Below are 23,877 nucleotides of genomic sequence, written 5' to 3'. Positions count from 1 at the left end.
TGTCAATTTTATACCGTTGTAGAACTACGCTTGTTCATTTGATCTTCGCGGTATTTTTTCTGTTCTTTTTTAGACATTGCTTTATATTCTTTCAAGAATGCTTCATATTGCGGCATAACTTCCTTGATGGGGCCGTACGCTTTTACTTCTCCATATTCAAGCCATAACGCCTTTTGACAGAATTTCTTCATCTGACCGATTGAATGGCTGACGAAGAACATCGTTTTGCCTCTTTCCTTAAATTCATTCATCTTCTCTAAACACTTTTCAGCAAAGTTTTTATCCCCAACTGATAAGGCTTCATCAATAATCAGGATATCTGGATCAATATGAACGGAAATGGCAAATCCAAGCCTTGACTTCATTCCACTTGAATAAGATTTCACCGGTTGGTTAATGAACTTGCCAAGCTCTGAAAACTCAATGATTTCAGGCTCCAGTTCGCGAATCTGCTTTTTATCGAATCCGAGCATCAACATTTTCAATTCGATATTTTCTCTACCTGTCAATTGGTTGTTAAGACCTGATGAAACAGCGATTAAAGCTGTTTTCCCGTTAGCTTGCACATTTCCATCCGTGGGCGGGATAATACCAGCAATAATGTTGGACAATGTGGATTTTCCGGAACCATTGACCCCGACAAATCCGATTACATCTCCCTTTTCCGCTTCAAAGTTAACATTTCTAAGAGCATAATACTCTTCTCCATAGCTTTTAGGCAAAAGAAGATCCATCAATTTTTCTGAGTTTTTATTATATAATTTATATTTTTTCGTTACGTTTTTGACAACTACCGATTTTTCCATCTATTCTCACTTCCAGTTTACTTAAAGTCAACAAAGCGATCTCTAAATCTAACATGCAGCGAGGAACCTATCAAAAATAAGACGATTACGACTGCCCAGAAATAAAGCGTATATTCCCAATTCACTATTAGGTACCATGATTCCCCCAATAACGAAGCTCGATACCCTTCAACAATATAATATAGAGGATTTAGCTTCATTATATTAACGATTACTGGATGATCTTTAGCATCTAATACCCAAAGGATTGGTGTTAAATAAAACAAGACTTTCATTAATGACAGTATTATATTGTGAACATCACGAATAATGGTTGATAAGGTGGAAGAAATTAATCCAAATGAAAATAACAGAGCCACTGTCGCAACAATATAGTAAGGCAGTTGTATGATGTAAAACGTCGGGAGATAACCCGTAAACGCTAAAAGTATGATGATGATACCAAGCAGCATGAGATGTTGATACAACTTAGCAAAAATAACATAAGAAGGAATGACACTCATTGGAAAACTCATCTTGGACACCATATTCATTCGGGAATAGACAGATTTAGACGTCTGGGTTATTGTCGGATTCACAAAGAACCAAACTACGATCCCTGCCATCAGCCATGGAAGGAAATCCTCGCCACGATTAACCATTATAAACCCGAATACAAACCAATAAATCGCAATTTGAATCATCGGATTGATGATTTCCCACAGGATTCCTAGGTAGTTACTGCTGTTAGCGCTTTTCATCTCGTAAGCAGACAAACGCCTTATCAAATAAAAATTGTTAATTTGTTCTTTTAAAACGGTCAAAGCTGAACTCATATATTACACAGACCTTCCTAAAAACACTTTTTCTACGACACGGCGCGAAGCTTGGCCATCCTCGAGCGCACAAAACTTCTCATGAAATTGATTAGATCCTACAGCATTTCCAAACTCCATAGCCTTGATGCTATCAATGACCGCATCAGACGTTTTTACTAACGAACCTGGTGCCATCGCTTCAAAATCAAAGTAAAACCCGCGAAGCCTGTCCCTGTAATTTTCAATATCATATACATAGAACAACATTGGTCGCTTTAAATTTGCGTAATCAAAGAAAACTGATGAATAATCAGTTATTAATAAATCTGAAATAAGATACAAATGATTGATATCTTCATAGCTGGATAAATTGTAGACAAAACCTTGATACGCCGATACATCCAAGTTCTCAGAAATTAAATAATGAAGACGGAGCAAAATAACATACTCATCCCCTAATTCCTGTTTCATTTGATCCAAGTCCAGTTTTATTTCAAATTTATATTTTCCCTTGCTATAAAACTCATCGTCTCTCCACGTAGGGGCATATAAAATAACCTTTTTCTCTAATGGTATACCCAACTTCCGTTTCAATGAGTCGATTGTATCACGATTATTCCCATTGTACAGTAAATCATTACGCGGATAACCCGTTTCCAGTATTTTAGAAGGTTCAACTTGAAAGGCACGAGCAAAAATCTCACTTGAATAAGCATTCGGAGAAATTAAATAATCCCATTTACTTGATTCGGCATGGAAATTTTCTTTATAACTTTCCGTTGTCGTTCCAGGCATATGAACTTCCTTCATATCTGACGCAAGTTTCTTCAATGGAGTTCCATGCCACGTTTGCAAATAAACCGTGTGATTCGGCTTTGGAATCCAAAGCGGTAACCTGCTGTTCGTTACCCAGTAACGAGCGCGTGTCATTTTAAGTAGCCAACTAAGTGAAAAACGTTTGAGATAGGGAATACCTGCCTCTTCAAATTGAGCGGTATACCTATTATCTACACTCCAATACATTTTATATTCAGAATGGTGACACTGCAAGTATTCATATATTGCACGAGGATTACAACTGTATTGCTTCCCTAAAAAACTTTCAAAAATAACAAGCTTTTTGTCGACTGGAAGCACTTTCGCTGCTATGCCAAAAATGAATTTATATCCTCTAAAAAAAATGGTTTTAACTATATTTTTAAACGCTGATAAAAAGGAAGGTTTACTTGGGATTTGTATTTTTTTATTTAACATATCTTATCTCCCTGTTTATTAAGTAGTAGTAGTGGTTGAATGCTTAAACCCAGAAAATACAGAATCTCTCCTACTCAACAAACTACTTCTTTAAAATATTCCGGACTAAAAATAAGCTCGCCCATATTAGGGAGAGCTTATTTTTGGTGTACACTTAACGGCTACTCCAAAGGCTTTAATGCTAGTCCCAAATTATTTGCCACTGTTGTCTAAAACTCGACATTTTTATTAGAATCTCGCATTAACCATTCAAATAGCATTATGAAATCACCGATGCGATTCTCCATAAATCAATCATCTATGATTATAATTCAATCTGATCTCTATAGATTGATTAATTACCGATTCAATGGTTTTTCTAATGAACTTCTCGGCATTGTATGCTACAGCAACTACAGAGACCTTTTTATCTTACCTAGAAATAGTAAATCAATTATCAAAGAATTTATCAACGATTCTCTTTGTTGCTTTACCATCCTCTATTCCACAATACTTTTCTCTAAATAAACTGTACCTTTTTTTGTATTGCATGTTTAATTCATCAATATTGGTAATAGATTCTATAATATCCTCAGTGGTTTTTAAAAATGGACCTGGTGCTTCTCTTTCAAAATCCATATAGAATCCACGAATATTATCTCTGTAATCTTCCAAATCATAAGTGTAATACAAAATAGGTCGACCTGTATTAGCAAAATCAAACATTACTGAAGAATAATCAGTAATCAATATATCACTAATCAGGTAGAGCTCCTGAATATCTGAATAATTGGACACATTCATAACAAAATCTTCGTACCCTTCTGGGATACGGAATTTATTACTAATTACAACATGCATCCTTAATAATAGGATGTATTCATTTCCAAGAACTTCTTTCATTCTCTCCAATTTTAAATTCAACTCAAAAATGAATTTATTGTTTTTAGATGTTTGATTATCTCGAAATGTAGGAGCATATAAAATAACTTTTTTTCCTTTTGGCAACTTCAATTTACCCGCTACAGAGTTTGCAATGACTGAAACATCTTCCCTATAAAACAGATCATTCCTAGGATATCCCGTTTCTAATATTTCTCCATCATAGCGAAACGCACTTTTGAAGGCCTGGGACGCATATGGACTTGGTGATATTAAATAATCCCAATTCTTTGTTGCACTATGCACTCGATTTAAATATCCATCGTCTCTTCCTTGAATATTCTCTATATCAAATTGCATCTTTTTCAAAGGTGTACCATGCCACGTCTGAATATAAGTCGTCTCTTTTCTTTTATTTATATACGTAGGAAAGTTTTGATTATTTATCCAATAGCCTGCTTTAGCTAAATAATAATAATATTCCGGACTTAAACGTTTTATCCGTTTAGTATTCTTATCCTTTATCGGTAAATTACTATTATAAACCCAAATTTTTTTATAGTTATTATCCCTTTTTACTAGTTCTTCATAAATATACTTGGGACTATCTGCAAATTGTTTTCCAATTCCACTTTCAAAAAGAATAAGGTTTCGGTCAACAGGTAGTACCCTAGACATAATTTTATATACTTTTTTCATTACAGGGAAATAAACTCCACTCTTCCTGAAACGATTCAATAAGAATTTAAACATTACATGATTATAGATTTTCTCTATTAACTTTTCTTCTTTTTTAACATTTTGAATCACATCGAAAATTCTTGAATTAGAATGAACATCACGATATTTAATAAAACGGTTAGCTTTATCTATATATTTTTTCTCCATGATAAAATTATTTTTGGCATACTTTTCAATAAAAACGATCAGTTCATCCAATTCATTAACGATTTCACCTGGAAGATCATTATCTAAATCCAAATGTGATGGTCTTTTCCCTATGAAACGGTCTCTATCAAATTGATAGTAAATCACTGGCTTATGCAGGAAGCTAAAGTCAAAGGCAACACTTGAATAATCCGTTATCATAATCGCACTTTCCTTAATTAGCCTTTGAACATCCACTTCTCCCTGACTAATTACCCTAACTGGAGCATCTTTAAAATAAGGCGTGAATTTTTGCATATTAGGGTGCAGGCAAAAAATGATTTCAAAACCGTAATTTTTAGAAAAATCATGTAAAGCCGAATGGTGCACTAATTTCTGATAACGCTCAAAATACTCACTTTCCAAAAATGCTTCATCAGATGTAATCCAATCTCTCCAAGTTGGAATAATCAACAATTGTCGCTTCAATAAAACATCATTCTTAAACAAAGAGTCAAACCTCGAGAGTCCTGTCGTAAACACTTCATTTTCGTTATACTCAAAATCAGTGACAATCATATTCTTTTCGAAATCTGAACTTACTAGAAAAACATCCGTATTAAAGCCTGATGTTGCATGTTTCCCATAATTAGCTACCATATTCTTAGTACCCATAACACCATGTTGAAGAAAAACTTTAACAGCCTTAACCCGCCTTTTAAAAGCAGATGTTCTTAAAGGATACAAATAATCAGGATGATGTGATGATATAACACGTGTCGATTCTAAGGTCTTTTTAATATGCTCCCTTGACTTGAAATAGAGTACATTACCTAGAGGCTCTACGTTCTTAGCTTCCACAGATTTTTCCTCGATCACATAATACACTTCTTTTTCAGGATGATTTTCCCTCATATATTTAAAAAAGTGATATCCAGTATCCTGCGCTTTATAAGTTCTTTCGCCAATAATCCATACATCTTTTTTCTTTTTAAATAAACTCGAGAACCTTCCCCAACGCATTTCCCTTCTTAAATATTGATACGTATCTATCGGGAAGTTAAACACTTCTAAGGATAAATTTGAGGCTTTAAAGGTATAGTATGGTTTGACTACAGCAACTGTATTATCCCGGTTAACACTGGTCTGTTTTGTAAATATTTTAGCTCTAGTTGTTGGTCTACCAACCCGTACCATTTTCGGCTCTTCCTGATCGTGCAAATGCAATTTCATATAAATATCAAATACATCATCTGCCAAATCTTCATCGACTAATTGTTCTAAATTTAAATTGATATTATATATATAACGATTCAACCCATATTTCTTAATATTAACTTCCAGGTTATAAATAAAGGATATATTTGCTTGATATTCTTTTTCACTTTGTCTTCCTTTTACTATACCTTCACCTGAAAGAATCTTTGAATTCTTAGTAAAAATTTGCCCATTGATAAGCATTGATTTTGGCTCATAGGTCAATTTTTCAATTTGGGATTTTACTGAAGTACCAGGTACCTTATTGAAGTGAAGAGATAGATTACCTTTTTTAGTTATAGAGAAAATACTTTGTTTATCTTCATATGTGAAAAAACTTAATTGATCAATGTAGGTTTCCTGAAAACGCCCTAGACGAAGTAAATATTCGATATATAACTCGTCGCCTACCTCCACATACTCGGCTTTATCTTCAATTTTAAGGATTGTTTTTTCGCTCAGTTTTTCAACAGGCACGGAAACCTTGATATAACAGTCATAAATCATTGGTTCCGACTCTTGTAAGTTTTGGTTTAAATCTTTTAGATTTATTTTAAAATCAAAATTAGATGAAGTTTCAGCGATTTTTATCGTTTTAACTTCATTTTCCCTTGAATGAAGCCAAAGTTCTTTTGCGCAATAATATTCTTTTGAAAACTTTCCTTTAATCAAAAGAATATCTTTTTCTTGGACAATGGTCAGACTCTGTTTCAACCTAATTTTAGGAGATTTTTTCACTTTCCTTTTTCTAAGAAGCTTATTTATCATTGTAGACCACCTATAACAAATTATTTAAAATAAATCATTTGCAAATTTACACTCTAAAATCATAAACTTTTTTAACGTTTTTCTCAATAAATTAATGAGGTAAACTATCTTTACATAACTCAGCAAGGTTGGATGAATTATTGCTTATGGCACGTTTCAATAGGAAGAGGTCAATGTTAGGGGATACATTATATAGAAGTATTATGCGCAATAATCTTGATATAACGGCGAAATGGATAACATATTAACAAAATGCACAAGAGTTTCCAAATATTTTCTATTGCACAGAATTATTCTTCCTACGAAACGGGATGTTGGGATAGCGGTCCATCTTGCACGTAACAACTTGGTGAATACGCATTTTGGGTCTATAAAGGTTGTACTATAACCCTTGCCTTTACTCAACTAGACACAAAGGGTACCCTGAATCTCTCAGCTTGCTTTCTGCCTCAAGACGAAATGCAATTGGCACATAGCTTCCATTGATAAAGCAGTTGTAAATTTGTTTTTAAACGATAGTTCCCATATTGTTCAGGAGACCATTTATAAAGCAATTTTACGTGAGTCTGTTCAAGCTAGGACTAAATAATATTTCCCACTATGTATACACCTTATATTCAGCTATTGAGCCTCCTGGCTGCTTTATTTATCATATAAACCATAATTTCATTTTTACTCACGCGCAATACAGAAAGAATGGCGATTTAAAATGACACCAACTTCTCTTGTAGAATGCCCTAGTATACGAATTATTCGCTTCTAGTTGTTGCGCTTAAGATTACAATGCATCTTATAAATTTGTTGCTAACAACTCGCCATTAATCGAAACAAGAATGTTATTGTTCCCCTACTGGTTGTACCTATAACTTAATCACCCCTTTCTAAAATAGATTTAACCGCAAACCTAACAGTATCAAAATAAAAAATTAATGAATATGTACTGACACATTTTCGAGTACCAAAATAACTAAAAGATACTATATAATAGATATTTAAGAATTTAACTTCCTTATGTAATTTATTGGAATATTGTGCTTTTTCCTTGTCCTAACAGGTTTAAAAATTGTTAAACTCATGAATAGTTATCTAATAAACTAATTATTTATTAATATTGTAAAAATTTTGTGGTTTATTTGTAAAAATTTTGCGTTATAATTAGATAGTGAAGCATTATTAAAACACAAACACTTCATATTCATATATATAATGCGTCCAATTGTTCGCCTTTATGCTTCTCATTAAAATATCCTACTTCGACCTTTTCTTAATAAATATAAATAAATATACTTGTACAGGAGGAATAAAGATGAAGAAAGTAATCACGTACGGTACCTTTGATTTGCTTCATTGGGGCCATATCAATCTATTAAAACGCGCTAAGGACCTGGGAGATTATCTAATCGTTGCTATTTCAACGGATGAATTTAATGCTCTAAAAGATAAAAAAGCTTATCATAGCTTTGAAAACAGAAAAATGATTCTTGAATCCATTCGCTACGTGGATGAAGTTATACCGGAAGACAATTGGGCACAAAAAAGAGAAGATATCGTTCGTGAAGGTGTAGATATTTTTGTCATGGGAGATGACTGGAAAGGCCAATTCGATGAACTGGCTGAAGTTTGTGAAGTTGTATACCTGCCAAGAACAATCGGCATCTCTACTTCTCAAATTAAAGATGACCTTTTACAAGTTACAAATGGCTAAAGAATTCGCGATAGGGATTTATTTATTTTGCTTCAAAGTGATATTCTCTATCTTTAAACTATTTCCATTAACTGATAAAACAACCTTTGTCACATCCTTCGGGGACAATTGTCAGTACATTGCAGATGAAATGGACAAGCAGAACCTTGCTGTACAAAAAGTATTTTTAATGAAATCGAGCAGTCATATACAAGTGAAGGACGATGGAAAAACCATCGTCCTTCCGTTTGAAACGAAAAATATAATCGCCATGATTCGGTCGATTTATCACCTGGCTACTTCCAAAGTAATTATCATTGATAATTACTTTGGTTTTCTTTCAACCACTACATTTAAAAAGACAGTGACTTGTGTTCAAGTATGGCATGCGGCCGGTGCCATTAAGCAATTCGGGTCGAAGGATCCTTCGATTAAAAGTCGTTCTGCCGGTGCAAGAAAAAGATTTTTGGAGGTATATCAAAAATTTGATTATGTCACAATAGGTTCCGATAAAATGGCAGAAATTTTTCAGGAAAGTTTTCAATTACCGAAATCCCATATTCTTAGAACTGGGATACCTCGGACTGATTTCTTCTTTAATGATGAATCTAAAGAAACTTCACGTAGAGCGTTGTTAGCCATGTTTCCTGAGCTCGAGCATAAAAAAATCATGTTATATGCCCCCACATTTCGAAATGATGGCTTAAACACCGGGGAAATTGCACTCGATTTAGAATTACTCTACAAAGAACTGCAAAGCGAAAATTACGCGTTATTGTTGAAACTGCATCCGGCTGTAAAAGCAGAACATGATTTACAACATAAATTTCCCGGATTCGTATATCCAGTCCATAGTGATTTTCATGTGAACCAACTGCTAATTAGCACGGATCTTTTAATAACGGATTACTCTTCGATTCCATTTGAATTTTCTTATTTAGAAAAACCAATGATTTTCTTTGCTTATGACTTGGAAAAGTACGAAAAAGAGCGCGGATTTTGGGAGGATTATTCCTCTTCCATGCCCGGACCGGTCGTATCTACCAATGAAGAGCTCATTGAAAAAATCCGGAACGCTGATTATTCTATAGAAAAAATTGAGCCCTTTAAGCAAAAGTGGAATCAATACTCGACTGGAAATTCAAGTGAAAAGTTAGTAGATTTTCTCTTTCACAATTCAAAATAAGAAAATCATTAGATAAATTCTGATTTTCGATAAAAATAGAGCAACCACTCCGTAAAGCACGGGGTGGTTTTTTTATGTAAATAAACCATCGACAATCAGTTCAAATAAACAAACATTTAAAAACGGAACGAAATTTATGGTTGTAGCAAGTTCTATAGAAGAAATTAATTCTGCTAATTTGTTCAATTGGTATAAGATCCAAATTTCAGGATCAACCGCCATTTGGTATGTCGCTTCTTCCAATAAACGAAAGAAAGGATACCGTCCAGGAACCCTTTTTTCGTTTTTATTTATTTATAATTGTAGATCATCATATACGCACAAATCTTCAATATCTGCAAAATGTGAAAAAAGACTCATAAAATAGAAAATATTGTAGATTACAATACTCAAATCCCACCAGTATAAACCAGTAAAATACTACTATCTTCCCCTTGTAACAAAAATGTAATATAATTTTTACCAATTAATTTGATAGAATAGGGAAAAAGACATATTTGAGGTGGAAAACCGTGAAAAAGAGTGTTGTCGCATTTTCGACATTAGCTATTCTATCATCGACGTTTGTTTCTCCTGCCCTTGCCAGTACCTATACAGTTAAAAGCGGCGATACCTTAAGCAAGATCGCTCAAAATCATAATACTACGGTGAAGGACTTAAAACTTCTTAATAACTTAAAAACAGACCTATTGAAGATTAATCAAAAATTAATTACACCCAACTCCAAAACAACAACAACCACAACAGCAAAGTCTGCTTCAGTTTCCGTAGAAAAAACAAAGAAAACCACTTATACCATTGTTTCTGGAGATACTTTAACTAGAATAGCAAACAAACATAACCTTACACTTGCTGAGTTAAAGAAGTTAAATAACCTAAAATCCGATAGAATTTATGCAGGTGCTAAACTTATCGTATCTAGTTCCACTACTTCAACTACTATTGATTTACCTAGCAGTTCCAAACCATCAAATGTTACATCGCCCCCAAAAATATCGGGTACATACGTTGTGGTAAAAGGTGACACACTTTCAAAAATTTCAAAAAAGACTAACTTAACTGTGGCTGAACTTAAATCAATAAACTCGTTAAAGTCCGATCTAATCAGAATAGGCCAGAAACTAAAACTAGTTAAATCAGCCAATACAGACTCTACAGATCAAAGCAATGAAAAAGTAGATACACCACACTCCGGTAATAAGGTAGACACACTCGTTTCTGAAGCAAAAAAATTAATTGGTTCCCCTTATTCGTGGGCTGGCGCTTCCCCCTCAGGTTTCGACTGCAGCGGATTTATTTACTATACGTTTAAAAAAGCTGGTTATAAAGTTTCGAGGCTTTCCTCTTCCACTTATTATGATATGGGAAAAAAAGTTACTTCACCGAAGTCTGGTGATCTTATCTTTTTTGCAACTGGTTCGAATAGAGCAGTCGTTAGTCATATGGGTATTTACCTAGGAGATGGACAGTTCATTCATGCCTCTTCAAGTAAGGGAATAGAAATCAATACCGTTTCAAACTCTTACTTCAAAAGTAGAATCATTGGTTATAGAAGTTTATAGTGTTTTTTACCAGACTCCATTTTAAGAGTCTGGTAATTTTATGCAAAAATATGTACTTTCTATATTAATCTATGGTTATTATTATCTCGAAATGGGGCATAGCATGTTAAAATTTCGTATATTTTTATTTTCTTTCGTCATCCTCTGCGGGTCTTTATCACTTTTCACAGAATCTACTTTTGCACAATCATCGATTGTAAATCCGAATCAAACATACTCTACCGCTAAGATGCTTAACGATATTAAGAAGCTCGAACAAGCTTATCCCGGTCTCATCAAAAAAGAAGTTATTGGAAAATCTGAATACGGGCGGAATATATATGCTGTCTCTCTTGGAAAAGGGGATTCTACTGTTTTCATTAACGGATCTCACCATGCCCGTGAATGGATTACTACCAATCTCACGATGAATATGATAGACAAATATTCAGCTGCCTATAAAAGCGGCACCAAAATCAACGGCTATGATGTCAAAAAGCTCCTTAATAATACAACCATCTGGTTTATACCAATGGTCAATCCGGATGGAGTAACCTTGCAACAATTTGGTCTGAAATACTTCCCTGCAAAAGACCATTCAAAAATCATTAAAATGAATAATGGCAGCAAAAACTTTAAACGTTGGAAAGCAAATGCAAAGGGAATAGATTTAAATAGACAATATGATGCAAATTGGAAGAATCTCGAAAGCCCTAAAGCACCCTCATATAAAAATTACAAGGGCGCTAAAGTTGCGACAGCGTCCGAAACTAAAGCCGTACTTTCATTTGTTGAAAAAATCGATCCAGAAATGACGATTTCCTACCATTCAAGCGGGCAAATTATTTTCTGGAAGTATCAGCAAACAGGGAGCCGCTATACTCAGGATTATAAGTATGCCAGTAAATTAAGTAAAATAACCGGCTACAGCCTTGTTAAAGCAAGATCGACCGGAGGCGGTTTCGGTGATTGGTTTAACAAAGTAGAAAAGAAACCAGCCTTCACCATTGAAGTTTCTCCAGCTGTTGGGGAAACTAATGTACCTCTTAAACATTATTCTAAAATTTGGAGTCAAAACGCAAGCATTGGTCTTTATACAGCACAAGAAGGCTACAAGCTATTTGATACTCGCAATACTGCAGCCAGTGATAAAGTAACGAAGAATATTAAAACGTATAATAATATAGCGGCTAAGTTGAAAAACTATTACTCTCAAAACAAATTGACGGTTACGAGCACCCATAAGACACTATATGACAAAACGGTTAAAGAAATAAAAAAACAAGAGGAAGCAATTGCCAAGCTTCCAGCGAAATATCGGACAAAACCAAATGCGGCATTAAAAACGACCAAAACCTATCGTGATTACTCCCTAGCCTACATGAATGGAATTAAAGCAGGAGACAATCTCGTCTCAGCTAACAAGAAGCTTACCGGTTATTTAACTGCAGGAACTTTAAACGATACAACGCTTACTCTTTATAATAATTCGATAAGTCAGATAACAATAGTTGAAAGTAAAATCAAGAAAATGTACAGTAAAGATGTCCAAAAACTTGCCACTGCCAAATATGTCACCCCAGCTAAAACTAGCAATAAAAACATCGGCTATGACTTAGCCAGGTATGAACTATTATTAAAAATGAAAAATGATTTAAAAAATGGAAATTATGATGAAGTTAAAGCTAATATTTCAAATTATGAAAAATTATTTTCGACTTACTCTTACAAAAACACAGAGATTCAATTATCGAACATCTCTGCAAGCCATTAAAGATGAGCTTCTGCAACTAGAACCAGAAGAGCCTGAACAACCTGAACCACAAATTGAAGAACCAGGAGAACCAGGAGATTCAGATACAGCTCCTGAAGCTATAGAGGGCGACTCAGCCGCCCACTAATATTCCACTAACAGGAAATCGAAGGAATCTTGTTACTAGGACTCCTTCGATTTTTTGAATGGAAATAGGTAAAAATACACTGTAAGTACAAAAAGAAACTATTCTATTCTTAACAAAAAACAGGTATAGTTAAACATACCAACTAGGTACTTTTTCATACTTTTCCATTTTAGTGGAATGGTTCAGGGAGGAATTAAGATGAGATCCGAACATAAAAAAAAGAAAAAGAAACGAAAAACGTTTAAAATAATAGGGTTTACCCTTCTTATCCTTTTCATCGGTGGTGGCGCTTATGCGGCCTCTGTTTATCAATCCTTGGCAGGTGCGATTCATACTATGCAGGGTGCGGCGCATAAAACGGACAAACGTGTAGATGATATCAAATTTAAAAGTCAGGACCCTTTTTCACTGCTTATACTTGGAGTAGATGAAAGAAAAAATGACAAAGGCCGTTCAGATACGATGATTGTTATGACCATTAACCCTAAACAAGAATCCATCGAATTATTGAGTTTGCCCCGTGATACACGTACAGAAATAATCGGTAAAGGTACGAATGATAAAATGAACCATGCCTATGCATATGGTGGCGTGAATATGTCGATAAACACAGTGGAAGCCTATTTAGATATTCCGATTGATTATTACGTCAAAATGAATATGGAAGGCTTTCAGGATATTGTAAATGCTGTGGGTGGTGTCACGGTAGATAATGATATGGACCTTGCCTATAAAGGATATAGCTTTAAAAAAGGCACTATAGACTTGGATGGTAAAGAGGCTTTAATTTATTCCCGAATCCGTAAAGAAGATCCTCGCGGTGATTATGGTCGCCAAATGAGGCAGCGTCAAGTTATACAAGCCGTCATGAAAAAAGGATCAAGCCTATCCACACTTACCAATTATGACGATATATTTGAAGCCCTTGGTAAGAACGTTGAAACTAATTTAAGTTTCAATGAAATGTTAAGTATTCAAAAAAACTACAAATCTTCACTTAAAAAGATTGAACAATATACACTTGAAGGTGAAAATCAAAAAGTCGATGGAGTTTGGTATAACATTGTTTCCGAGGAAACAAAACTTGAAGCCCAAAACCGTGTGAAAACACATCTTGGATTATAAAGAAAGAGGATGGCTATTATTAGTCATCCTCTTTTCTGATATTAAAAAACGCTTTAAATCAAGGTTTACTTTATTAATCAATCGTTTGATTAAAATAATCGGAACGGATAACTTGGTCACTCATATCCACATCTTTTTGGTCTTCCGGTAAAAACTCTTCTACTCTCCCCTTTCCATTTATTTTCATTTGGGCACCATAATCCCCTTTTAATATCAGAGCTTCTCCCTCTTCACCATTAAGCATGGTCTCTCCAAAGAAAGAAGAGCTTTGAATGCCAAGCAAATCATATAATGTTGGTAAAATATCGACTTGCCCGGCCACCTTATCAATCGTACGCCCTTGAATATCCTCCTGATAAATAATCACTGGAATGGGCATATACTTTTCGATCCATTCTTCATCGCTAATTTTAATTCCGTAGTACCCTTCAACTTCATGTTTATCTTTTACAAATAGGCCATCATGATCTCCGTAAATAACAATCACGCTGTCCTTCAATTTTCCATTTTCCTTCAAATTCTTTACAAATTCCTCTATGGCCGAGTCTGTATAATGTAACGCTTCATAATATTTCGTAAGGTAGCTTCCCTCTTTTCCTACTTCAGGTTTCAATGTTATCTGATCCGCTGGTAGCGAAAACGGTACATGACTCGTCAATGTCACGAAAAAAGCGTAATAGGGATTTTGTTTATCTTTTAAATAATCATAGCCTTGTTTAAAAAAACTACGATCACTCAATCCCATCGATATAATCTCATCCTGCTGCATATCCTCAATGGAGATATAGTCATCAAAACCTAGAGCAGGATATGCATGCTGCCGGTTCCAAAAGTTTTCTTCATCACCATGGAAAGCATAGCTTTGGTAATCTATCTTCTTTAATTCTTTAGCAAGGCTCGGAAAATCGTTGTAAGGAAATCGGAAAAAGGTCGCCCCTTGCTTTAAAGGATATAACCCAGTATTCACAATCAACTCACCGTCTGATGAGTTTCCAAATACCGTCTGTGGATATACATGTGGGAAGAATAAACCGTCTTTTGCTAGTTTATTCATAAATGGCGTGACTTCTTGTCCTGAACTCTTTTGGAATAACGGAAAGGCCTGTAATGATTCTACTTGGATGATGATGACATTCTTACCTGCTAATGAGCCAGAATATGTACTATCCTGCTTGTTCTTTTTATCGAAGTAATTAGAAACGGCTCTCTTTTCTTCTGAAGACATTTCATTCTTTCCCGAATCAACAAAGAAGGCATACGTATCCAATACATGATGACCAATTGGACCCCAACTTCGCAAAAAGGTATTCGCCTCATAACGTCGAGTTATATCCACCTGATCGATAAAAATATTTTTTACTGGCTTCAGCCCCGCTATCATCAGAAATAATACAGCCGGTACAAGTGCCATAGCTTTGAGCGGGTATATTTTCTTTACAAATGATTCAGCAATTGGAACGCCCACCAGTAGAAAGACAGCGTCCTTCACTTCCACCATACTGAATATGCTTTCACCAAGCCCATTTAGATTGCTTTTTTGCATCCACATATAGGAAGTGATAGATGTTGAATAGTAACGGTAAAACCATATATCACCAAGAAAAAAGGCCATTATAGTAAGAAGAAAGACTGTAAAAATAGTACCCTTTATGAATCTTTTCGTTATCCATTCCTTAAGATAGACCAAAAATCCAGCGACACCGAGAATAATTGTAAATATACCGATAGAAAGATTATTATCCATCTTTTCATTCGTATAAATAAAAAGTATGGCCACGATGGATATAGATAAGACCTCCAATAGTCTCTCCTTCAATCGCCGGTTGTTATGCTTCATGCTACCGCCACTTTCCTCTTCATTATTTCCAAGCTCTTTAAGAAGTCCGCTTACATAAGATTACTTATAGATATTACTTATCGTTACCATTTATGAGAAAATACACACGTGATATAGTTAGAATATTATGAAATTAAATCTTGGTTTTCAATTTATCGAAAAGTAAGTAACCCATCTTCTTTACCATTTAATTATCGTACTATAGTAAAGATTGACGGAAATCAAAGTCAAAAATATCCTGTTTTTTTCTTGACTCCAATAAATAACTCCTAGTCCGATTATTAATAAACTCATAAAATAATAATGACTTCATTTCTCATACACAAAAAGCCCTCATCACAGATGAGGGCTTTTCAACTTCACTATTTAGAACTTGGTGGGTATACTTTCCAACGTGTCAAATCGGGATTTTTCTTTGTTACTAGTTCACCCGGAAAAATAAACGTCCATGGCTTGCTTGTATTCGCCTTCACTTCAAAGTCTGTAAGAGAAAAACCACCTTGGCAAACCTGGTCTCCATCTGCATCCTCTACAATCAATGGTAGCTTTTCAATTTTAATCTGTTTGTCACTGCCATTACGAACCAAAACGGTGACTGCTAATTGATTATTTTCTTTCAAAGTAGCTTCTAGTCCCATAAAATTAACTTCACCTTGATTAATCTTTGGCAGTCCGGCAACAAGCCGCTGTAAACTCTCTCGTTGAGCTTCGGAAAGCTGTTCTATCCAGATCGGTGCCAAATCCAATGCATGCTCCATAGATTCCTGATTCTTTAGTTCAAATGCTATCTTCCAACCTTTGTCTTGTATCGACTCCACTAGAATATCTTCCTCTTCAAACATAAAGCTCCACGGCATACATGAAAGGGCTGGTATTTCTCCCATTTCCGTCAAATCGAAGGACTTCTTCGCCAGAACTTGTCCATTTTCATCCAGCAACAATAAATCCACTAATTCAAAGCTTACAGCCTTATCTAATGTATTACGAATAAAAGCCATAATTATTACATCTTCTTCAAACCTTGATAACCGAACTTCTGAGATAGAAATTTGATTCGGTTTTAACAAAGACAACTGTTGATGATGAAACTGAAGTACATATCTTTCCTGTTTGGAAAAATCCGCTTCCTCATGAAAAACCAAGGAAGTATTAATTGCAGCATCAACAGCTGATACGGAATCTTCCATTGTTACCGTGTTACTCTGCACTGCTTCTTTTATCTTCTCACCTCTTCCAAATAGGCCCATTACTTCTCATCCTCCTTTTCATCAAGTTCTTCCTCTTCATCATCCAATTGGTTTTTATAAAATTCCATAAAGTTTGTACAGATGCCTGACTCAATTTCGACTAATAGCTGTTCAAATTGATCAAGTGCTTCTTTTTCAAACAACATATAAGGGTCCTGTTGACCGTAGGCATTTAAACCAATGCCTTCCTTCACTCGATTCATTTCACCTAAATGGCTTATCCAGTTCATATCTATTTGTTGTAGCATAAAGGCGCGAAGCTGGTTTACCCAATCAACATTGTCCTGAAATGTTAAGATCCTGGGTTTTATTTCGTCAAATGAAGCCAGTGCTTTAGCTTTCACTTTAGACCCATCTAAATTTTGTACGTCAATTTCCTGCCAATCTAATGCAAAAAATACAAGGGAGAGCTCTTCAATAAAAGCCCTTAAATTTGGTTGTTCCATATATTCAGGATAATATTTCAAAACGAGTTGACGGATGTATTTCTCAATATATTCAAAAATAATGGTGAACATTTGGTCAGGATTGAGATTCAAGATTCTATCTCTCATCGAATAAATAATTTTACTTTGCTCATTTAATGCATGTTCTAATTTCAATAAGTGGTTACGGCTTGATTGATACATATGCTGAATCGTTTCCTGCACCTTTTTTGTAAATTTTTCCGGAGCGGGACCTACCACCATACCATTTACATCCGTTTTGACTTTCTTCATATATCGTTCAATTTCTTCTTCATCATAGTAATCAAACAATTCATCTTCCAGGGAAATGATAAATTGTGTAGAGCCTGGGTCCCCTTGTCGTCCGGACCGCCCACGGAGCTGCATATCAATCCGATTGCTTTCGTGACGCTCCGTTCCGATAATATGAAGACCACCTAATTCCCTAACTTCTTCATCAAGTAAAATATCCGTTCCTCTTCCAGCCATGTTCGTAGCAAGCATAACTTGATTTTTTTTCCCGGCATTGGCGATAATACCTGCTTCGCCTTCTTCCGTTTTTGCATTAAGGATCTGATGTTGAATTCTTTCCCTCTCTAAATGAACAGACAGTGCTTCCGATTTTTCAATGGAAGTCGTACCTATTAGAATTGGCCTTCCTTCTCCATGAATTCGTTTTACTTCCGAAACAATTTTATTGATTTTACTTATTTCATCTTTAAAAATTAAATCCGGTTCATCACAACGCTGAATAGGCTTATTCGTTGGAATTTCAATAACAGGCAGCTGATATGTTTCCCAAAATTCTGACTTTGAAGGCATAGCACTTCCAGTCATCCCTGAAAGCGAGTTATATAAACGGAAATAATTTTGGATGGTAATTGTAGCCTGTGTTTCGTTCTCTTCAGAAATTTCCAAGCCTTCTTTTGCTTCAATTGCCTGCTGAAGCCCTTCACTAAAACTACGTTCTTCCATCACCCTGCCTGTGAATTTATCGATCAAAGAAATCTCTCCATCCTTGACGATATAGTCCACATCTAATTTCATAATGGCATGAGCTTTAAGTGCCTGTGACACATTATGCAATAACTCCTGATGCTCTAAGTCATACAAATTATTGACTCCAAATGCCTTTTCAATCCTGGCCGCACCTTGATCTGTTAAAAAGGTCGCTTTAGATTCGTTAGAAATCTCATAATCTTCATCCTCATTTAATGTCTTCATGATCTGTGATGTAATATGAAAAAGCTCTGCCCCATCACTTGATTTTCCAGCAATGATTAAAGGCGTTCTTGCTTCATCAATCAAGATGCTATCAATTTCATCGACAATCGCAAATTGGTGGCCCTTTTGCACCTTTTCCTCTTTTCGAAAAACCATATTATCACGCAGGTAATCAAAACCAAATTCCGTTCCCGTTCCATATGTAATATCTGCTGCATAGGCTTCACGCTTTGCTGAGGGCTGCATTTTAGAAATATTCAAGCCAACCGACAAGCCAAGAAATTCATGAACCTGGCCCATTAATTCTTTATCTCTGCATGCCAGATACTCATTCGCCGTGATAATATGAACACCTTTTCCCTCCAATGAGTGTAAATAGCTAGGTAAGGCTGCAACAAGTGTTTTTCCCTCACCTGTGTTCATTTGAGCTATGGCTCCCTCATTTAAGACAAAACCTCCTATAAGCTGAACATCATAGTGCCGAAGTCCCAATACACGTCTGGTTGCTTCCCGCACCACAGCAAAGGCATCAACTTGTATATCCATCAAGGTTTTACCAGAAGCAAGGAGACTTTTAAATGTATCCTTCATGCCTCTCAATTCATTATCTGAATATTTTTTATATTTAATCTCTAATTGATTCACATTATCTACAAGCTTATAAATTCTTTTTAAGTCTTTAGAACTCTCATTAAATATCTTCTTCATACTAGTTAACATAGGATTTTCTCTCCTATAATATCAATTGTACAACTAGTTAAATTATATCATATATAGGTATATATTGAACTTTTATCAATGATTACCTATCCATAGCAAATAGCAGTGTGAAAGGATTTTTTCAATTTTTGTAAGACACTCGTAACAGGAATTTCCGCTGCTTTATCCCAGGCTGTAATCTGGTTCAAACCTGGACGAAATGTAAATCATGCAGATATATCCACATATAAGATTAAACCCTTCCTGATATTAAGGAAGAGTTTTTTTATGGATTTCAACAAATAATATAAAGACTTACACCAAATGGAGGATTACATATGAATAAGACAACTAGAAAATTCATTCATAAACCTAGACGACCTTATCAATTTGGACTACTCGTTCTCTTCTGCCTTATTGGCTTAACATCTCCTATTCAGGCAGAATCGCAAAACACTCCGAAAAATGTCATTTTGTTAATTGGTGATGGCATGGGGTTGGGTGCAATAGACATTGCCAGGCAATTTGAATATGGAAAAACGGGAATTTTACATTTGGAAAAGTTAGAGCATGTCGCTCTGATGCGTACTTATTCCGCTAATAATTTTGTCACTGACTCGGCTGCTGGGGGTTCAGCGATTGCCACAGGTGTCAAAACCAACAATGAATCAATCGGTGTAGATTCAAATGGTTCTGAAGTAGACAGTGTACTGGATGCCTTTCAAATGAGCGGAAAAAAAGTCGGAATTATCTCAACCAATATGGTTGTCGATGCCACCCCTGCTGCTTTCGGTGCCAGTGTATCAAACCGCTGGACAGGTGGCGCACATATCGCGAGACAACTCTTTGATAATCGTATCGATGTTATTCTTGGCGGTGGAGCCAGTTATTTCGGAGCGGATAAGCAAAATGGTGTAGATTTAGTCGCTAAATTTAAAGAAGCTGGCTATAGGGTTACGGCTAATAAGCAAGAACTTGATTCGGTTCAAAAATCAGAAAAACTTCTGGGACTGTTTCACCCTACTTATATGAATTTCAAGCTTGATAAAGAAGAATTTCATTCACAGGAGCCATCACTACCCGAAATGACAACCAAAGCAATCGAAATTTTGTCTAAGGGTGATAATGGATTCTTTTTAATGACTGAAGGTGCACGAATTGACCATACGGAGCATGCTGCGGATATCACTGGGATATGGAAGGAAACAATCGAATTTGATCAAACTGTAAAAGAGGTTGTAGACTGGGCTAAGAACAGAAATGATACCCTGATTGTAGTGCTTGCAGACCATGAAACAATGGGGACCTCTGCTTCTGAAACAATGGATATCAGTGCATTGAAAAGGATCAACTTTTCTTCTGAATATATGTCCAAGCAACTTACTTTCGATAAAAATAATGAAATCAATCCCGAAAGTGTCGGTTCCGTATTCAAAAAGTATGCTCATATATCTCTTACAAATAAAGAGGTCCATCAATTCATTGATAACGTAAGAAAGAATAGAACCCTTGTCTATCCACAACATCAAATAGATTGGGAAATCGGAAGCACAATTGCCAACTATTATAAAGCAGGAGTAGCTGACCGCAGCGTACGGGCAGCCAGTTCCACCGGAGGACATACCGCCAATATGATTCCTGTTTTTGCAACGGGCCCAGGCAGTGAAGCCTTTGATGGAGTCATTGATAATACAGATATATCGCAAATCATCACAAAAGCCGCCCGGGTACCATTTACACCTGGCCAGCATCAAACAAAAGAGGAATGAATTTATTCATACCTCTTTTCAGATATTCTACTGTGTCAAAGGATAGATTTTTTCGGAATTCAAGAGAAATTCTGCGGATAAATATTTCTGCTGTGCCTATCGCAACATTAATCGTTAGATCCTGTTTATATTGTGTTAAGAACCTAGTCCAGATTTTTTCCAGACCTTAAATTAAATGTTTCGACCCACTTTTTGAAAGGTAAATTTTTTGAATGTCAGATTTGTCGCTCTACTGGCTAAGATCCCTCGAATCCGCTACTATAAAACCATCTTATTCAAAAAGACGCCATATAGTTTAAATATGGCGTCTTAAGTAGTTACTTTTTCACATATTCTTTTGAAACATACCCGATTTGGCTTCCATTCTTTATTTTATACCAATTTCCTTGTTGGGCCAGAATCGTCACAGTTTGGTTTTTCTTTAGCTTTCCGACGATTTTAGAAGATGTATTTGTTTTCTCTCTAATATTAAGTACGCTAGCCGTCACTTTTCCGGTTGTCTTCTTGATAGAGATTTTCTTTGAAACCGTTCTTTGATTATTACTTGCATCCTTGGCAGTGATCGTCACTGTATACGTACCGTTGGACACATTTTTAAAGTTCCAGGTAGCTGATTGACTACCTTTCTTTAGCGATTTCGTATCGGTCGGGGTGGCTATCACTTTATCTTTACTGTTCTTGACTTGCACCGTAACTTTAGCTGCTTCGCTTATGGTATACGTAATGCTTGCTTTTTCTGTACTGTAATTTCCTGATGTATCAATACTCGTGATATTCGGTGCCGTTATATCCTTATTTACTTTAAACGCTTGTGTTACAGTACCTTTATTTCCGTCTCTATCAGTTGCGGTAATTTCCGCTGTGTAGTTTCCATTACTTACGGCTTTCGTGTTCCAGGCAGCCACCTGACTTCCCTTCTTCATAGATTTCCTACTAATTGGGGTGGCTATCACCTTGCTATTTTTATCTTTAATCGTGAGGGATACGGTAGCATCTTCATCAATAGCATACGTGAAGTTGACCTTACTATTTAGATAATCTTCCTTAGCCTTCACGCTCGTTATTCTTGGTGCCGTTTTATCTTTATTCACAACAGGATCAGTTTCAGATCCAGTCGCAGCGTTACTATATTCCCTCACTATACTTGTGTTCGGATAATAAAATTCTAAAATCCCCTGATATGTTTGACCCGCTTCTGCTCTGTGTTTTGCTCCATACTGACTTAGTCCAACTCCATGGCCGTATCCAGATCCATCAATTTTAATCTTGGCTGGATCCGTTGATGTTGAATTATCAACTAGATAACTCTTCATATTACCCAGTCCCACCATAGCCCGGATTTTTGAAGCCGCAACATTCGTAAGGGTGACATTTTGCTGTACTAATTTCCCCTTATCATCGGTAAGATCCTTCACATAAAAGTTCAGCTGGATCGAGCCTTTTGTAACCCTGCCTCCAGATGTTTTATCCGTTAAGGTTAGAACAGGAATTTCCGTTATTTTTATTTCCTTTTTGGCATATCCATTACTTTGAAGCCAAGTCTTCAGATTAGGAATAATCGTTTTGTCCTTTTCTTGTACGCTTGTCCACCAATCTTCCGGATTTGATACATCGAGATTCGTTAAATCGATTTGCTTTTTATCCAAGGCTATCATCCACTTTAATTTCGGGTCATATGAATCTTCTTTAATAGACAAATAAGCAAGAGGCTCTCCACTTGTCCAAACATTAGAATTTAATTCAGTCATCCCGCCATTGCTCGAAGAAAAGAGTGCTTCGATTAATTTCCCATCATGCTTGATTACCATACCCGTTGTCTGTTCCACGGCTAAACTAGAGTGGGAGTGACCCTCAGCCCCTCCATATACCTGGTAAGAAACCGTATCATTAATTACCGTAGATTGATAGCGAAGTGCATAAGTACGGGCCGCAATTGCCTGTGCTTTTACGGCTTCAATATGCCATAATGCCGGCATTTCCCTTGGAACCACGCCCTTTAGATAATCTTCAATATATACATGATTGATAGGTCGAATATACTTGCCTTCAACTGTAAATTCCAAAGAACCGGGATACGGACGGTTATTAATGGAAAGTAGAGAATCTTGTTTAACAGGAGTTACCATCATGGAAGAGAATAACCCTTTCTTCTGGGAGTTTTTGTACACCACGAGTTTTCCTGACTCTACTTTCACAGTCAGCTCTTCACCTGCCTTGATAAATACCTCTTTATCAGAAGTTTGATAGTCCCCTGTTGCCGTTAGTGTGACACTTGTTTGGTTTCCTAAGAAATTTTCCAGTTTCACTTTCATCGATGTATACTCTTCGGCTGCCTCTGCTTCATGTGCAGGTAATGTAGAAAAAATGATAAAGAAAGCAATAAAAAGATACTTCAAACTTCTCATTCTAGTTCATCCTCATTTCTTTACCAACCTCTAGATTGATATTCAAAAGATTTCTATATTAATATTGACCCATTTATTAGTCACAACAATTTTACTTTGACATCAACTATGGCTCTTGCGACATTGTACATTGCGATATTTAGTGTAATAGCAATCATAAATATGCTTCTTCATTTTCTGCAAATCTATTTGAATAGCAAACT

General features: G+C 35.8%; 13 protein-coding genes and 2 pseudogenes. 6 read left to right on the top strand and 9 right to left on the bottom strand.

The features are described 5' to 3' along the window. Positions 1 to 8: 8 nt before the first annotated feature. The 5 genes and pseudogenes from tagH to JFU24_RS17835 all read right to left on the bottom strand — a co-directional run bounded on the left by tagH (position 9) and on the right by JFU24_RS17835 (position 6,610). On the bottom strand, positions 9 to 806 hold the full coding sequence (gene tagH / locus JFU24_RS17850; protein ID WP_201187413.1) for a teichoic acids export ABC transporter ATP-binding subunit TagH: 798 nt from the start codon (positions 804 to 806) through the stop codon (positions 9 to 11). A 17-nt stretch (positions 807 to 823) separates the two neighbouring features. Further along, positions 824 to 1,621, bottom strand: a complete 798-nt coding sequence (locus JFU24_RS17845) for an ABC transporter permease (RefSeq protein WP_201187414.1) — start codon at positions 1,619 to 1,621, stop codon at positions 824 to 826. Positions 1,622 to 1,624: 3 nt separating this feature from the next. Further along, positions 1,625 to 2,848: pseudogene (locus JFU24_RS17840) on the bottom strand (CDP-glycerol glycerophosphotransferase family protein); the annotation flags it as partial. Positions 2,849 to 3,151: 303 nt separating this feature from the next. Beyond that, positions 3,152 to 3,244: pseudogene (locus JFU24_RS31380) on the bottom strand (hypothetical protein); the annotation flags it as partial. A 42-nt stretch (positions 3,245 to 3,286) separates the two neighbouring features. Next, positions 3,287 to 6,610: a CDP-glycerol glycerophosphotransferase family protein gene (locus JFU24_RS17835; protein ID WP_201250252.1), complete on the bottom strand. Its 3,324-nt coding sequence runs from the start codon at positions 6,608 to 6,610 to the stop codon at positions 3,287 to 3,289. Between the two features lie 1,306 nt (positions 6,611 to 7,916). Between JFU24_RS17835 and tagD the strand changes: the two genes are divergently transcribed. The 5 genes from tagD to JFU24_RS17810 all read left to right on the top strand — a co-directional run bounded on the left by tagD (position 7,917) and on the right by JFU24_RS17810 (position 14,047). Next, complete coding sequence (gene tagD / locus JFU24_RS17830) at positions 7,917 to 8,315, top strand: glycerol-3-phosphate cytidylyltransferase (protein ID WP_201187419.1); 399 nt, start codon at positions 7,917 to 7,919, stop codon at positions 8,313 to 8,315. Continuing rightward, a complete protein-coding gene (locus tag JFU24_RS17825; RefSeq protein ID WP_201250251.1) occupies positions 8,308 to 9,480 on the top strand; it encodes a CDP-glycerol glycerophosphotransferase family protein in 1,173 nt (390 codons plus the stop codon). Before tagD ends, JFU24_RS17825 begins: the two co-directional genes overlap by 8 nt. 512 nt (positions 9,481 to 9,992) lie before the next feature. Then, positions 9,993 to 11,042 carry a C40 family peptidase gene (locus JFU24_RS17820; RefSeq protein WP_201222639.1) on the top strand — a complete coding sequence of 350 codons (1,050 nt, stop codon included), beginning with the start codon at positions 9,993 to 9,995 and terminating at the stop codon, positions 11,040 to 11,042. A gap of 103 nt (positions 11,043 to 11,145) precedes the next feature. Continuing rightward, a complete protein-coding gene (locus JFU24_RS17815; protein WP_242485356.1) occupies positions 11,146 to 12,795 on the top strand; it encodes a M14 family zinc carboxypeptidase in 1,650 nt (549 codons plus the stop codon). 325 nt (positions 12,796 to 13,120) lie between these two features. Continuing rightward, positions 13,121 to 14,047 (top strand): LCP family glycopolymer transferase, encoded by a 927-nt coding sequence (locus tag JFU24_RS17810; RefSeq protein WP_056524332.1) that lies wholly within the window; start codon positions 13,121 to 13,123, stop codon positions 14,045 to 14,047. Positions 14,048 to 14,120: 73 nt separating this feature from the next. Here the strand turns inward: JFU24_RS17810 and JFU24_RS17805 are convergent, their stop codons facing one another. From JFU24_RS17805 to secA2, 3 genes are all read right to left on the bottom strand, one after another. After that, positions 14,121 to 15,884 carry an LTA synthase family protein gene (locus JFU24_RS17805; RefSeq protein ID WP_201250249.1) on the bottom strand — a complete coding sequence of 588 codons (1,764 nt, stop codon included), beginning with the start codon at positions 15,882 to 15,884 and terminating at the stop codon, positions 14,121 to 14,123. A 362-nt stretch (positions 15,885 to 16,246) separates the two neighbouring features. After that, positions 16,247 to 17,131, bottom strand: coding sequence for an accessory Sec system S-layer assembly protein (locus JFU24_RS17800; protein ID WP_201250248.1), 885 nt, complete (start codon positions 17,129 to 17,131; stop codon positions 16,247 to 16,249). Further along, the gene (gene secA2 / locus JFU24_RS17795; RefSeq protein WP_201250247.1) at positions 17,131 to 19,521 is read right to left on the bottom strand and encodes an accessory Sec system translocase SecA2; all 2,391 of its coding nucleotides are present in this window, start codon (positions 19,519 to 19,521) and stop codon (positions 17,131 to 17,133) included. Before secA2 ends, JFU24_RS17800 begins: the two co-directional genes overlap by 1 nt. A gap of 317 nt (positions 19,522 to 19,838) precedes the next feature. On the opposite strand from secA2, the gene JFU24_RS17790 reads away from it, so the two are divergent. Continuing rightward, positions 19,839 to 21,269 carry an alkaline phosphatase gene (locus JFU24_RS17790; RefSeq protein ID WP_201250246.1) on the top strand — a complete coding sequence of 477 codons (1,431 nt, stop codon included), beginning with the start codon at positions 19,839 to 19,841 and terminating at the stop codon, positions 21,267 to 21,269. 317 nt (positions 21,270 to 21,586) lie between these two features. Here the strand turns inward: JFU24_RS17790 and JFU24_RS17785 are convergent, their stop codons facing one another. Continuing rightward, a complete protein-coding gene (locus JFU24_RS17785; protein WP_201222624.1) occupies positions 21,587 to 23,674 on the bottom strand; it encodes a SpoIID/LytB domain-containing protein in 2,088 nt (695 codons plus the stop codon). Positions 23,675 to 23,877: the final 203 nt, after the last annotated feature.

It is taken from the genome of Peribacillus sp. TH27 (assembly GCF_016650915.1).
Classification (GTDB): domain Bacteria; phylum Bacillota; class Bacilli; order Bacillales; family DSM-1321; genus Peribacillus; species Peribacillus butanolivorans.
The sequence above is the reverse complement of the archived record's forward strand: the minus strand, read 5'-3'. Positions and strand labels throughout refer to the sequence as shown.

Excerpts from the sequence above, each read along its gene's own strand:
- tagH (WP_201187413.1), bottom strand. The coding sequence starts at position 806 with ATGGAAAAATCGGTAGTTGTCAAAAACGTAACGAAAAAATATAAATTA.
- JFU24_RS17845 (WP_201187414.1), bottom strand. The coding sequence starts at position 1,621 with ATGAGTTCAGCTTTGACCGTTTTAAAAGAACAAATTAACAATTTTTAT.
- JFU24_RS17835 (WP_201250252.1), bottom strand. The coding sequence starts at position 6,610 with ATGATAAATAAGCTTCTTAGAAAAAGGAAAGTGAAAAAATCTCCTAAA.
- tagD (WP_201187419.1), top strand. The coding sequence starts at position 7,917 with ATGAAGAAAGTAATCACGTACGGTACCTTTGATTTGCTTCATTGGGGC.
- JFU24_RS17825 (WP_201250251.1), top strand. The coding sequence starts at position 8,308 with ATGGCTAAAGAATTCGCGATAGGGATTTATTTATTTTGCTTCAAAGTG.
- JFU24_RS17815 (WP_242485356.1), top strand. The coding sequence starts at position 11,146 with ATGTTAAAATTTCGTATATTTTTATTTTCTTTCGTCATCCTCTGCGGG.
- JFU24_RS17810 (WP_056524332.1), top strand. The coding sequence starts at position 13,121 with ATGAGATCCGAACATAAAAAAAAGAAAAAGAAACGAAAAACGTTTAAA.
- JFU24_RS17805 (WP_201250249.1), bottom strand. The coding sequence starts at position 15,884 with ATGAAGCATAACAACCGGCGATTGAAGGAGAGACTATTGGAGGTCTTA.
- JFU24_RS17800 (WP_201250248.1), bottom strand. The coding sequence starts at position 17,131 with ATGGGCCTATTTGGAAGAGGTGAGAAGATAAAAGAAGCAGTGCAGAGT.
- secA2 (WP_201250247.1), bottom strand. The coding sequence starts at position 19,521 with ATGTTAACTAGTATGAAGAAGATATTTAATGAGAGTTCTAAAGACTTA.
- JFU24_RS17790 (WP_201250246.1), top strand. The coding sequence starts at position 19,839 with ATGAATAAGACAACTAGAAAATTCATTCATAAACCTAGACGACCTTAT.
- JFU24_RS17785 (WP_201222624.1), bottom strand. The coding sequence starts at position 23,674 with ATGAGAAGTTTGAAGTATCTTTTTATTGCTTTCTTTATCATTTTTTCT.